This window comes from Bradyrhizobium sp. SBR1B, assembly GCF_014198205.1.
GTDB lineage: Bacteria > Pseudomonadota > Alphaproteobacteria > Rhizobiales > Xanthobacteraceae > Bradyrhizobium.
Genome location: NZ_JACIHC010000012.1, coordinates 131,885 through 145,286, shown reverse-complemented (window position 1 = coordinate 145,286; position 13,402 = coordinate 131,885). Strand labels below are relative to the sequence as shown.

General features: G+C 64.4%; 13 protein-coding genes. 5 read left to right on the top strand and 8 right to left on the bottom strand.

The annotated features are described in order from the left end of the window. Positions 1–141: 141 nt before the first annotated feature. The 8 genes from GGD61_RS26520 to GGD61_RS26485 form a co-directional block, all read right to left on the bottom strand. Entirely contained in the window at positions 142–1,590 is a 1,449-nt protein-coding gene (locus GGD61_RS26520; protein ID WP_092252369.1) for an ATP-binding protein, read from the bottom strand. Between the two features lies 1 nt (position 1,591). Beyond that, positions 1,592–2,266: a response regulator transcription factor gene (locus GGD61_RS26515; RefSeq protein WP_092252367.1), complete on the bottom strand. Its 675-nt coding sequence runs from the start codon at positions 2,264–2,266 to the stop codon at positions 1,592–1,594. A gap of 194 nt (positions 2,267–2,460) precedes the next feature. Next, a complete protein-coding gene (locus GGD61_RS26510) occupies positions 2,461–3,024 on the bottom strand; it encodes a MarR family winged helix-turn-helix transcriptional regulator (protein ID WP_092252365.1) in 564 nt (187 codons plus the stop codon). A gap of 477 nt (positions 3,025–3,501) precedes the next feature. Beyond that, a complete protein-coding gene (locus GGD61_RS26505) occupies positions 3,502–3,852 on the bottom strand; it encodes a hypothetical protein (RefSeq protein ID WP_092253036.1) in 351 nt (116 codons plus the stop codon). 184 nt (positions 3,853–4,036) lie between these two features. Then, complete coding sequence (locus tag GGD61_RS26500; RefSeq protein ID WP_018319977.1) at positions 4,037–5,125, bottom strand: TRAP transporter substrate-binding protein; 1,089 nt, start codon at positions 5,123–5,125, stop codon at positions 4,037–4,039. A 168-nt stretch (positions 5,126–5,293) separates the two neighbouring features. Next, positions 5,294–6,382: a TRAP transporter substrate-binding protein gene (locus tag GGD61_RS26495; protein WP_092252363.1), complete on the bottom strand. Its 1,089-nt coding sequence runs from the start codon at positions 6,380–6,382 to the stop codon at positions 5,294–5,296. 220 nt (positions 6,383–6,602) lie between these two features. Further along, on the bottom strand, positions 6,603–7,745 hold the full coding sequence (locus tag GGD61_RS26490; RefSeq protein ID WP_092252361.1) for an Mrp/NBP35 family ATP-binding protein: 1,143 nt from the start codon (positions 7,743–7,745) through the stop codon (positions 6,603–6,605). 129 nt (positions 7,746–7,874) lie between these two features. Then, positions 7,875–8,312, bottom strand: a complete 438-nt coding sequence (locus tag GGD61_RS26485; protein ID WP_018319974.1) for a VOC family protein — start codon at positions 8,310–8,312, stop codon at positions 7,875–7,877. A 197-nt stretch (positions 8,313–8,509) separates the two neighbouring features. Between GGD61_RS26485 and GGD61_RS26480 the strand changes: the two genes are divergently transcribed. From GGD61_RS26480 to GGD61_RS26460, 5 genes are all read left to right on the top strand, one after another. Then, complete coding sequence (locus GGD61_RS26480) at positions 8,510–9,382, top strand: NAD(P)-dependent oxidoreductase (RefSeq protein ID WP_092252359.1); 873 nt, start codon at positions 8,510–8,512, stop codon at positions 9,380–9,382. Positions 9,383–9,496: 114 nt separating this feature from the next. Next, positions 9,497–10,777 carry a sodium:proton antiporter NhaD gene (gene nhaD / locus GGD61_RS26475; protein WP_092252357.1) on the top strand — a complete coding sequence of 427 codons (1,281 nt, stop codon included), beginning with the start codon at positions 9,497–9,499 and terminating at the stop codon, positions 10,775–10,777. A 138-nt stretch (positions 10,778–10,915) separates the two neighbouring features. Then, entirely contained in the window at positions 10,916–12,511 is a 1,596-nt protein-coding gene (locus tag GGD61_RS26470; RefSeq protein WP_026202287.1) for a HAMP domain-containing sensor histidine kinase, read from the top strand. Between the two features lie 45 nt (positions 12,512–12,556). Then, positions 12,557–12,760: a DUF1289 domain-containing protein gene (locus GGD61_RS26465; protein WP_026202286.1), complete on the top strand. Its 204-nt coding sequence runs from the start codon at positions 12,557–12,559 to the stop codon at positions 12,758–12,760. A gap of 28 nt (positions 12,761–12,788) precedes the next feature. Next, positions 12,789–13,343: a TIGR02281 family clan AA aspartic protease gene (locus GGD61_RS26460; RefSeq protein ID WP_091952184.1), complete on the top strand. Its 555-nt coding sequence runs from the start codon at positions 12,789–12,791 to the stop codon at positions 13,341–13,343. Positions 13,344–13,402 lie beyond the last annotated feature (59 nt).

Genomic DNA, 13,402 nt, shown 5'->3' with positions numbered 1-13,402 from the left:
AGGCGGCATAGGCGGCCTACGGCCGCCGTCTTAAGCATACGCCGACGCGCAGCGTCGGCTACGGTGCCGGATGAGGGGTTCTCTCCACGCGCGCGATTGAGAGTGGGACTCGTGGAGAGAACCCCTCACCCGTCTCGCCGCTTATCGCGGCGAGCCATCCTCTCCCACATCCGCCTTCGCCAAGGCTTCGGCGGACATGAGGGGAGAGGGGAAAGAAGCAGCCTCCTCCGCCAGCCGAAACCGCAGCGTGAACTCGGCCCCGCCCCCCGGAAGGTTCTCCACCGCGACCGTGGCGGCGTGGTCGTCCGCCACCGCGCGCACGATGGAAAGCCCCAGTCCCGCGCCGTCGCTGCGGCGGCGGTCGGCGCGCCAGAAGCGCTGGAAGATAAGCTCGCGCTCGGCCTCCGCGATCCCCGGGCCGCTATCGCGCACGCGCACCGAACCGTCCTCGCGCACCTCGACATCGACGGTGGTGTCCTTTGCCGTGAACTTGATGGCGTTTTCCGCGAGGTTGAAGACAGCGCGCTGCAGCATCTCCGAATTGCCGTGGATCCTGACAAGCGCGTCGGTACCCCGGAGCGCGATGTCCTTGTGCTGCGCGATCGCGAACGGGGCGATCGAGGCGACCACTTCGGCGCAGACAGCGCGCAAATCCGCAGTCTCGCCGGGATCGAGCACCAGGGTGTCGAGCTCGGCGATCTCGAGCAATTGCGCGACGAGGCGGCTCATGGTTTCGATGTCGGCATGCAGCGCCTGCCGTGCCGCACGATCGTCGAGCGTCTCGATCCGCGTGCGCAGGATCGCGAGCGGCGTGCGCAATTGATGCGCGGCATCCGCCGTGAACTGCCGCTGCACCCGAAAGCCGCCTTCGAGGCGGTCGAGCGCCTGGTTGACGGCGGTGACGAGCGGCAAGATCTCGCGCGGGATCTGCTCCGTCGGCAGGCGGATGTCGGTGCGCGCCGGCCCGATATTGCTGGCTTCCTCGGAGGCCTTCCACAGCGGCGCGATCGCGCGGCGGAAGATGATGATGTCGGTGGCGAGCAGGACCAGCAGAATCGGGATGGTGATCCATCCCACGCGCCGGAAGAAATTCGACACGATGTCGTCGATGATGACGTCTCGGTGTGCGAGGTCCTCGGCGACCTGGATGCGCACCGTCTTGCCGTCGAGGTCGCGGGTGACGGCGGCGCCGGAAATGCTCTCCGACGAGCGCGGTGCCGCGGTGGCGGCAGAGCGCCGATGCGAGGAGAACAGCAGCCGGCCCTCGGCATCGCGAATATCGTACTGATAGCGGCCATACGCTTCAGAATAGAGGCCCTTGAGACTGTCCGGCAGATTGAACGTCAGCAGGCCGCCCGGCTGAACAACGATGCGCTCCGCCAGCACCTCGGCCTGGGCGCGCATGGCATCGCGATGCAGCTGGTCGATCTCGGAATTGAGCAGCCAGAACAGCACCAGCGGCAGGAAGATCGCGACCACCGCGACCGCCAGGATGTGCAGGAACACGATGCGCCAGATCAGCGATTTGAACGTCGGAGACCTGCCATAGGACCCGGCATAGGATCCGACGTTGGATCCGGGCTGGGCCACGCTATTTCTCCACGTCCATGAGATAGCCGACGCCGCGGATGGTATGGATCACGACCTTGGCGCCGTGTTCGGCGAGCTGCTTGCGCAGCCGCGAGACATAGACCTCGACCGCGTTGGAGGCGACCTCGCCGTCCAGCCCGAAGATGTGGTCCTCGACGTTCTTCTTCGGCACCACCCGCCCCTGCCGGCGCAGCAAAATCTCCAGCACCGAGGTCTCGCGCGCGGAGATAATCCGCGGCTGGTCGTCGACGAAGATCTGGCGGCTCTCGGTGTCGTAGACGAGGTTGGCGAGACTGAGCGAGCGGCCGAGCAGCTGGCCCGGCCGGCGCAGGATCGCCTCCAGCCGTGCCACCAGTTCCTCCATCGCGAACGGCTTGGCGAGATAGTCGTCCGCGCCGCTGCGCAGGCCGCTGACGCGGTCCTGCAGGCCGCCGCGGGCGGTCAGCACCAGCACGGGGAGCGGTTCCATCTTGACGCGCAACTCGCGCAGCACCGACAGGCCGTCGCCGTCGGGCAGCCCGAGATCGAGGATCATCGCGGCATAGCTGACGCTGCTCACCGCCTCGCGCGCCTCGGCCGCGCTGCCGACGATGTCGCTCTGGTAGCCGGCCGCCGCCAGCCCGCCAGCGACGAGGCGCGACAGCTCGGCATTGTCCTCGACGATCAGAAGGCGCATCGCATATCCGCCGGATACTCAGGTCACCGCACGCCTGGCGCGGCATCTTCGCTGTCTTCCATCATTCCGGACGCCTCGGCCAGCGAAAAAGCGTCCGGCCGAACCAGTCGTCTGTCAGGTTTGTGTAAGCCGACCAAGTGTGCCCCCAAAGGTGACCCAAAGGCAGGGGCCTGCGGACGTTCGTAGCAGCTATCCTAGCCTCGTCCCTCGAAATAGGCGCAAAGCAGGGTCGTGTCCTTTGGAGCTAAGGATTTCCGGAACAGCCGGCACTTGAAGTGACGATCCCTCCCCTCTCCGCTCTCGATCAGGAACATGCACCTGCCGCAGACGTCGGCATTGTGACGGCGCTTGGCAACATCGAGCCCATCGAGGACGCGGCGAAGCGTATCGCGCAGCTGAGATCGATCGGGGAGCTCAAGTGTCACGAGCTGATCTCGAAGGACGTTAATTGGATCGCGCTCGAGGAACTTCTCGCCTTCGCCCGTGATGCAGAGTGCAATCGAGCGCTTGTCTTCTGCAGATGGCTTGCGAACCATCAACCCCTTGCTCTCGAGCACGGCGGCGATCTGCGATGCGACGCTGCGGGTCGTGCCCAGAAAGCTGGCAAGTGCCGTGGGCGTCCGCGAGAACCTGTTAGCGCGGGCGAGAAAGCGCAAGGCCATCCATTCCCGATCGCTCAGCCCCGCAAGGCTCCCTTCAAAAAGCCAGCTGTCGGCCGACTGGACCAGGAGTTGTAGAATTTCAATTGCCAGTTTCATTTGAGAAGTCCCACGGGAAACGGCCGCCCTTGCATCTCGATCAACGATCGAGAGCCGCCGTGTTCGGTGAATGCTGCATTCCCGTCGGGACTGGTTGAGTCCGGTATACCGTACCGTGAAGCGCGGCCGGCGTGATGACACGCCGCGACTTCAGCCCGATTGCCGGATTCCGATAACTCGACCGTTCCGTAAAAGGAACACCGAAAAACTACGCAGCGCGTGGGCGTTGAATGACACGAAATCTCTCGCGTCAGAACGCGATGGTCGCTCCCGGCGCACCGCTGGTGAGCAGGCATCAGAGAAGGGCGCGCTCGTCAGGTTCGTGTAAGCAATGGCGCTTCAGCGTGAAGGATGGAGAGAGCGCAGCGAAGAACCGCCTTATGGATTGAACGCTCCGAACAGTTACCTCCGGCAAATCTCAACGGAAAGCAACGCATGCACGTTGTCAGACTCGCATTCGTCTTCCACCTGGTGGCGCTAGCCTGACTTGGTATGGCTCTGCTGAAATGCCGCCCTGAGTTCGGTTAATTGATCGCTCGTTGCTCCCACCAACGCTTCGGCCCCATCTGCAGGCAAGTCCGCATAAGCGATCGGCTGGTCGAACTGGCTCGCCGTGAAGTCGTACCTCTTGCCTTCGATCCGATTGTAAAAATGATCGCCGGCCGGCAGTGGCGTCTTCAGCAGGTCGCCGCCGAAGAGTTCATGAACGAGCAGCGACGTGACCTTGCATTGTCCTGCGGCCGGATTGTCCGCCGTCCATTGGCTCGCGGTCGACCGCGACCACGCCTTGAGCAGCGCGCTTTGAACGGCCTCGGGATCAAAACTCATCGTCACGTCCAACGGCTGCCGGCTATATTCGGTTTATTCGATTTTTACATTTTGCCACTGCTTTAAGCCGCTGGCCACTGTGCATGGGGTTGTTTTTCAATTTTGAGTCGGGCTCCGGCCAGGACGCACAAGAAAACGCCCCGGAGCTTTCGCTCCGGGGCGCTGCATCCAACCGGTGATGAGCTCAGCTCTGCGAGCGCCGCGCCATGAAGATGTCGTAGCCGACCTCTGCGACCTGGAACCAGGCGTAGCCGTCGCTCGTGAACTTGGCGAGGGAGTCGTGCACCTTCTTGAAATTGGCGTTGGTCGCGCCGACTTCGGCATGCAGCTCCTTGGCGGCCTTGTAGCAGGCATCCATGATCGACGGCGAGAAGGCGTGCAGCTTGGTGCCGCCCGCCAGCAGCTTCTTCAGCGCCAGCGGATTGGCGGTATCGTAGCGAGCCATCATGTAGTTGTTGGCGTAGTGGCCGGCCTGCTCCAGCACGCTCTGGTAATATTTCGGCAGCGCGTTCCACTTGTCGAGGTTGACGAAGGCCAGCAGCATCGGCCCGCCTTCCCACCAACCGGGATAGTAGTAGTGCGGCGCGATCTTGTAGAAGCCGAGCTTCTCGTCGTCATAGGGGCCGACCCATTCGGCCGCATCGATGGTGCCCTTCTCCAGCGCGGGATAGATGTCGCCGCCGGCGAGCTGCTGCGGCACCACGCCGAGCTTCTGGAGCACGCGACCGGTGAAGCCGCCGATGCGGAATTTCATGCCCTTGAGATCGTCGGGCGTGTTGACCTCCTTCCTGAACCAGCCGCCCATCTGGCAGCCGGTGTTGCCCGCGAGCAGCGAGGTGACGTTGTAGCTCTTGTAGAACTCGTTGAGGACATCGCGCCCGCCGCCCTGCATGTACCAGGCCTGGTTGATGCGCATGTTGGGGCCGAACGGCACGGCCGAACCGAAGGTGAAGGTCGGATCCTTGCCGAAATAATAGTAGGACGCGGTATGACCGATTTCGCAGGTGCCGTTCTGGACGGCGTCGAGCACCTGGAGGCCCGGCACGATCTCGCCGGCCGCGAAGATCTGGATCTGGAATTTGTTGTCGGTCGCCTCGGCGACCATCTTGCACATCATCTCGGCGCCGCCAAACAGCGTGTCGAGCGACTTCGGCCAGCTCGTCGGCATGCGCCATTTGATTTCCGGCATCGACTGCGCGATCGCGGGAGCCGCGAGCGTGGCGGCGCCGGCCGCGCCAAGTCCTGTGACCTTGATGAAGTCTCTTCTCTTCATGATTTCCTGCCCTGATGTACCAGTGATTGTGGGCCTTCTTGCCGAGGCTTGGCACCACCATGACGCAAGCCGCCGCCTAATTCCATCCCGATCGCACTGCGGCAAAGAAAAAGCCCGGCCTCCACTGGAGGCCGGGCTTTCCGGTCTTGCGACTTTAGGCCTAGGCGATCAGCCGCGCGTGCGCGAGCGGATCATGAAGCTGTCGTAGGTATATTCGGCCACCTGCCACCACAGATATTCGTCGGAGCGGTAGGCCTGCATGGCGTCGATCGACTTCTTGAAGTCGGGGTTCTTGGCCGAGATCTCCGCCCAGAGCTCGTTGGTCGCCTTGAGGCAGGCTTCCAGCACCTCGTTGGTGAAGGGACGAAGCTGGGTGCCGCCGGCAACCAGGCGCTTCAGCGCCGCCGGGTTCTGCATGTCGTAGCGTGCGGCCATCCAGGCGTTGGCGTTGGCCGTCGCGTTGGTGAGGATCGCCTGGTAGTTCTTCGGCAGCGCATTCCACTTCTCCAGGTTGGTGAAGGCATGGACGGTCGGACCACCTTCCCAGAAGCCCGGGTAGTAGTAGTACTTGGCGACCTTGGCGAAGCCGAGCTTCTCGTCATCGTAAGGCCCGACCCACTCGGCGGCGTCGATGGTGCCCTTCTCCAGCGCCGGATAGATGTCGCCGCCGGCGAGCTGCTGCGGCACCACGCCGACCTTCTGGAGCACCTGGCCGGCAATGCCGCCGATGCGCATCTTCAGGCCGGAGAGGTCGGCAACGGTCTTGATCTCCTTGCGGAACCAGCCGCCCATCTGGGTGCCGGTATTGCCGCACGGGAAGCCGACGACGTTCGACTTCTTGAAGAACTCGTTGGCGAGCTCGTTGCCGCCGCCCTGATAGAGCCACGAATTCTGCTGGCGCGCATTGAGGCCGAACGGCACCGAGGCGAAGATCGCGAAGGTCGGATCCTTGCCGACGTAGTAATAGGACACCGTATGGCACATCTCGACGGTGCCGCTGGAGGTCGCATCGAGCGCCTGCAGGCCGGGAACGAGTTCACCGGCGGCGAACACCTGGATCTGGAATTTGTTGTCGGTCATCTCGGCGACGTACTTCGCCAGCTGCTCGGCACCGCCATAGATGGTATCGAGCGACTTCGGGAAGCTCGAAGTCAAGCGCCACTTCACCTCGGGCGAGGACTGTGCGATCGCCGGCGAGGCCACAGCGGTTGCCGCCGCGCCTGCTGCCGACACTTTCAGAAAATCACGACGCTTCATCTTCAGGTCTCTCCTTGCTGGGGCGTTTCCCCTTAGCTTCTCTTCTTGCCGCCGCTCATTCCGGCGACGCGTTAGGGCCGCGTCGAACCGAAGGGGCTTGACTGCCGTGGGCCTTTACCACGGAAGCCCCGCTTGCGGAACGCGACAATGGCATGACGGGGCTCTACGAAAGTCGCATGTCCCCCAAAAGGACGAGAAGGCGGGCCGCGGGGCGGCCGGCTCAGGCGGCCGCGATGACGCCCTTGAGCTGGTCGCGCACCTGCCCTGCAATGGCGCGGTAGATCGCCGCATGAGGACCGTCCGGCTCGCTGTCGACGACGGGATTGCCGGCATCCGAGCTGGCCCGAATCGCCATGTGCAGCGGGATCTCACCGAGGAAGGGTACCTCGAGCTTCTCGGCCTCGTGCCGCGCCCCGCCATGGCCGAAAATGTCCGACCGCGTGCCGCAATGCGGGCACTGGAAGTAGCTCATGTTCTCGACGATGCCGAGCACGGGCACGTTGACCTTCTTGAACATGGCAAGCCCCCGCCGCGCGTCGATCAGGGACAGATCCTGCGGGGTCGAGACGATCACGGCGCCCTTCAGCGGCACGTTCTGCGCCAGCGTGAGCTGGGCATCGCCGGTGCCCGGCGGCATGTCGACGACCAGCACGTCGAGCTTGCCCCATTCGACGTCACGCAGCATCTGCGTCACCGCCGACATCACCATGGGACCGCGCCAGATCATCGCGGTCTCTTCCTCGACCAGGAAGCCGATCGACATGATGGCGAGACCGAAGCGCCGAAGCGGAATCATTTTTCGCTCGTCGTTCAGCTCCGGCTTGTCGTGCAGGCCGGTCAGCCGCGGCACCGAGGGGCCGTAGATGTCGGCATCGAGCAGCCCGACCCTGAGGCCGAGGTCGCGCAGGCCCAGCGCCAGGTTCAGCGCGGTGGTCGACTTGCCGACGCCGCCCTTGCCGGAGGCGACCGCGATCACGGCGGCGACGCCGGGGATTTCCGACTGCCGCGCCATGGGCGATTGGGCGCCACCCTGCGGCGGCGGCTTGTGGGCATGGACGGGCTGCACGCCCGGCGCGCCGCGGCTGGGCTGCGGGGGTGGCGGCGGCGCGGAGCCCGGCTTGCGCTCGGCGGTCAGCGCCACCATGACGGTGGTGACGCCGGGAATGGTGCGCACAGCGGCCTCTGCTTCGGCCCGGATGGACTCCCAGGCCCTCGCCTCGGCGGCATCGACATTGATCGAGAAGAACACCTTGCCGTCGGACGCGCTGATCGCGCTCAGCACATTGGCATTGGTGAGCGCGACCCCGCGGGGGGATTTGATCCGGGCGAGGCTGTCGAGAACCTGTTGCTGCGTCACGCTCAAAGCGCATCTCCTGAACGGAGCATGATCCGGACCTGGAGGATGGCACCAGCGCCAAGCGTGGCGCGGCTTTCCGGCAAGGTCATGCTCGAGACTTTAGGATGCCCCATTAGAGCGGAAACGCCCAAAAGGCTACTGCCTGCCGATATCGTCAGCCTTCTCGGCGGGCGCCGCCCCCTGCTCCCTGGCGGCCTCGTAATTCAGCTCGATCATGACCCCGTTGGGGTCGTTGACGAAGATCTGCCAGAGGTCGCCGCCGGGCACCTGGCGGGACTCGAACTTCATGTCCTTGGATGCCAGCCGCTGCTTCATGCCGGCGAAGCCGCGACTGGCGAAGGCGACATGATGGACAACGCCGGAATCCGGCTTTTGTGGCTCGGCCGTCGCAGAAATATCGACGAGGTGCACCACCGCCTTGCCCTCGCTGTACATCCAGGCGCCAGGGAAGGCGAAATTCGGCCGGGCACCTTTTTCCAGGCCCAGCACATCCTCGTAGAAGCGGACGGTCTCGGCCAGATTCCGGGTCCGGATGTTGAAATGATCGAGGACGCCAACGCTCACGCCGCCCATGCTTTCGCTCCCTTTTTTGAAGTCCTTAGGTCCGCCATCCTAGCACAGGGGACCGCCAAACGAAGCCGTTGCCCTCCGCCCTTAACGGTTTATGGTGCGCCTCCGATCCGCCCTCGCGGCGGAACCTCGAGGACGCCGCCCTGGCGCCCTCGCCCGGCTGCAACCGTAAAACTCAAGCTACGGACAAGGTACCACACATGGCTAAAGTCGCTTTCCTCGGTCTCGGCGTCATGGGCTACCCCATGGCCGGCCACCTCGTGAAAAAAGGGGGCCATGAGGTCACCGTCTACAACCGCACCGCGGCCAAGGCGAAGGAATGGGCGGACAAGTTCGGCGGCAAGACCGCACCGACCCCGAAGGCGGCCGCCGAAGGTCAGGATTTCGTGATGTGCTGCGTCGGCAACGACAATGATCTGCGCGCGGTCACGATCGGCCCCGATGGCGCCTTCGCCGGCATGAAGAAGGGTGCGACCTTCGTCGACCACACCACCGCCTCCGCCGAAGTCGCACGTGAGCTGGATGCGGCCGCGACCAAGGCCGGCTTCAAGTTCATCGACGGCCCGGTCTCCGGCGGCCAGGCCGGCGCCGAGAACGGCGTTCTGACGGTGATGTGCGGCGGCGCGCAGGACGCCTATTCCGGCGCCGAGCCGATCATCACAGGCGCCTATGCGCGGATGTGCAAACTGCTCGGGCCCGCCGGCAGCGGCCAGCTGACGAAGATGGTCAACCAGATCTGCATCGCCGGTCTGGTGCAGGGTCTCTCCGAGGGGATCCACTTCGCCAAGAAGAGCGGCCTCGACGTCGCCGCAGTGATCGAGACCATCTCCAAGGGCGCGGCGCAGTCCTGGCAGATGGAAAATCGCTACAAGACCATGAACGAGGACAAGTACGATTTCGGCTTCGCGGTCGAATGGATGCGCAAGGACCTCTCGATCTCGCTGGCTGAAGCCCGCCGCAACGGCGCCAACCTGCCGGTCACCGCGCTGGTCGATCAGTTCTATTCCGAGGTCGAGAAGATGGGCGGCAAGCGCTGGGATACGTCGAGCCTGCTCGCGCGCCTGCAACGCTGAGGAACGCATTGACGGCCGCAGCCGGGGCAGCTGCGGCCCTCGCGGGTCTCGACGCGGCGCCCGTCGCGACGAGGCTCGCATTGAGCCGAAGAACGGATTCCGGGGGGAATTGACTTGCTGAGCGTGATAGCCGCCGTTTTCATCGTTGCGTATGCTGCCATCGCGCTCGAACACCCGCTCGGCGTCAACAAAAGCGCTTCGGCTCTCCTGGGAGCCGGCCTGCTCTGGACCATCTACGCGCTGTCCGTCGGCGACCCCTCGCTCGTCAACCATCAGCTCGACGAATCCGTCGCCTCGACCGCGCAGATCGTCTTCTTCCTGATCGGTGCCATGACGATCGTCGAGGTGATCGATGCCCATAACGGCTTCGAGGTCATCACCTCGGTCATCCGCACCACGAAGCAGACCACGCTGATGTGGATCATCGGCTTCGTGACGTTCTTCCTGAGTGCGATCCTCGACAATCTCACCACCACCATCGTGATGATCTCGCTGATCCAGAAGCTGATCGGCAACAAGAGCGATCGCCTGCTGTTCGCCTCCATCATCGTCATCGCGGCCAATGCCGGCGGCGCCTGGACCGTGATCGGCGACGTCACCACGACGATGCTCTGGATCGGAGGGCAGATCTCTCCCGTCAACATCATGAAGTCGGTGTTCCTGCCGTCGCTGCTCAACCTGCTGATACCGCTGCTCATCATCGGCTACTCGCTCAAGGGAAAGGAGATCGTCCCTCCGCTGCAAGGGCGGCAGCAGGCCCTCAGGGTCGAGGTGTTCGAGCGCAACCTGATGTTTTATCTCGGCCTCGGCACCCTGGTTGCCGTTCCGGTTTTCAAGGCCGTGACGCACCTTGCGCCCTTCATGGGTATTCTTTTCGGGCTGGGCATCCTCTGGCTGGTCGGCGAGGTCGTTCACCGCCACAAGGACGAGGATGCGCGCCGTCCCCTCACCCTCGTCCACGCGCTGGCGCGCATCGACATGAGTTCCATTGTGTTCTTCGTCGGTATCCTCATGGCCGTCGCGTGCCTGGAGCACGCCCGCGTCCTCGAGCTGCTCGCCAAATGGCTCGACGCCACGGTCGGGCGTCTCGACGTCATCGTCATCCTGCTCGGCCTCTTGAGCGCCATCATCGACAACGTGCCGCTCGTCGCGGCCACGATGGGCATGTACAGTCTGGTGCAACATCCGCCCGACAGCTTCCTGTGGGAGTTCATCGCCTATTGCGCCGGCACCGGCGGCTCGATCCTGATCATCGGTTCGGCCGCGGGCGTTGCCGCCATGGGACTCGAGAAGATCGAATTCTTCTGGTACGCCCGCCGCATCGCAGGGCCCGCGCTGGTGGGGTATCTGGCGGGCGCGATGGTCTACATCGCGCAGTACGCGGCGCTGCATTGACGGCGCAGGCGAGATCCAAAATTAACGCCGGGTTAACGTAATTCTTTAGCTCCTTAAGTCACCTCTTAAGGATTTCTTGCCAGAGATAGACAATGCAGAAGGCCCGCGTCCGGCGTGGGCAGGAATCGTTGTTGCTTGATGAGTAACCCCGCTGAAAAGCCTGAGGTTGTGCAGCTTCCGGCCGAGCCGGTGAGCGCTCCATCGGCGAGCAGCCGAAGGGCTGCGGCGCAGCGGGTGCGCGAGGCGCGGGACAAGTTAACGTCGACCAGCGGAACCCGGCCGGCCTTCGACGCCGAGATGCTGCGTCAATACGCTCAGACGCGGCTGTCGGCTTCCTATGTCGTGATGCTGCTGGTGGTCGCGACCGGCGTGCTGTTCGGCCTGTGGATGCAGCCGATCCCGGCCGCGGCCTGGACCGCCGGCATGCTCTGCATCCACAGCGCCATGACCCGCAGTTGCCGGCGCTTCCTGACCGAGCCCGCCTCGCCCGCGGCGACGCGCGCCTGGCGGACGCGCTTCGTCGTGCTCGACCTGCTCTATGGCCTGTGCTGGATGGCGATCCTGATCCATCCCGTGCTCGACATGGTCACGGAAACGCTGATGATGTTCCTGATGCTGCTGGTGATCGCAGTGTCGAGTATGCTCGCCGCCAATCTGCCGATCGCAGCCCTCGCCGCCACCGCACCGGTCGCCGTCGCCATGGCGCTGAGCTTCGTGATGACCGGCTCGCTGGACAATTACATTCTGGCCGCGCTTGCGCTCGCCGCCGAAGGCTATTTCGTGCTGCTGGCGCACCGCCTGCACTCCTCCACCTTCGCCACGCTGGAAGCGCGCGCCGAGAAGGACGCGCTGATCGGCGAGCTCGAACAGGCCAAGGCGATCTCGGACGAGGCGCGCCACCGCGCCGAATCCGCCAACGTCGCCAAGTCGCGCTTCCTTGCGCAGATGAGCCACGAGCTGCGCACGCCGCTGAATGCCATCCTCGGCTTCTCCGAGGTGATGAAGAGCGAGATTTTTGGCGCCCATGCCGTGCCGGTCTACAAGGAGTACTCGGCGGACATCCATAATTCCGGCGTGCACCTGCTCAACCTCATCAACGAGATCCTCGACTTGTCGCGGATCGAGGCCGGCCGCTACGAGCTCAACGAGGAAGCGGTGTCGCTGGTCGGCATCGTCGCCGACTGCCATCACCTGATGAAGCTGCGCGCCTCCAGCCGCGGCATCACCATCCACGAAGTGTTCGAGCAGGCCATGCCGCGGCTGTGGGCCGACGAGCGAGCGATCCGCCAGGTCGTGCTCAACCTGCTCTCCAACTCGATCAAGTTCACCCCGCAAGGCGGCGAGATCTGGCTCAAGGCCGGATGGACCGCCTCGGGCGGACAATATCTCTCGGTGCGGGATTCCGGGTCCGGCATTCCCGAGGACGAGATCCCGGTCGTGCTCGCCTCGTTCGGCCAGGGCTCCAACTCGATCAAGTCCGCCGAACAGGGCGCCGGTCTCGGCCTGCCGATCGCCAAGAATCTGATCGACCTCCATGGCGGCACGTTCACGCTGAAATCGAAGTTGCGCATCGGCACCGAGGTGATCGTCACCTTCCCGCCGGAGCGCGTGATGAGCGCGCTGGCGCCGCTGTCGGATGATTCCCCGCCGCTCCAGCCCGAGAGTTCCGTACTGCCCGAGGAGAAGCGCCGGCCGCGCCACAAGCCGATCATGAGCGCAGGCACGGGCTCTTAAACCAGATGCTTGCAGACATGCCCGACAATCCCCCACAATGTCCGAATGAGCAAAGAAACGCCGTGCGTCGCCGTCTGCATGATCGATCCCAGGACCAAGCTGTGCTTCGGCTGCGGCCGGACCTTGCCCGAGATCGCGCGCTGGCACGCCATGGAAAGCGCGGACCGGCTCGCGGTCATGGCGCTGTTGCCCGCACGCATGACGGAAGCCGGACTGGCGCCGATCGCGGCGTCGCCGAAACGCACCTGACCGGCCTGCCCGCCTGCGGAGGCGTGCGATGATCCGCTTCCTGCTCGTTCTCGTCATGCTTGCCGGCACGGCAGGCGCGGTCGTCGCCTATGGCGATCCCGATCAGATCGCGCGTGCCAGCCACAAGGTCTCCCACATCTTTCGCGCGCAGACGGCAACGCCCGCGCCTGCCGTGCAGATCCCGCGCGGCCAGGGCGGCGAATTCGCGCTGCGTGCGAAGATCAACGGCATCGCCGCGCCGATGGTGATCGATACCGGCGCAACCTCGGTGGTGCTGACCTGGGAAACCGCGAAAGCCATCGGGCTGCCGCTCGAGATGCTCGAATACGATGTCGACCTCGAAACCGCGGGCGGCCATACCAAGGCAGCCCGCCTCACGCTCGACCGTCTCTCCGTCGGCCATCTCGTCGAAAAATCGGTGCCGGCCCTCGTCGTCCAGCGCGGGCAGATGAAGACCAATCTGCTTGGCATGAGCTTCCTCGACCGCCTGGAGAGCTGGGGGGTTCGCGCCGACAAGCTGATGCTGACCGGCTATCCCGAGCTTCAGAGCAGCCATCGCCGCTCGCGTACGGCGCTCGACTAGACCATCCGCAAGAACCGTCGCGCAGGCGCCAACGACCTCGCTTCACACGGGCCGTGACC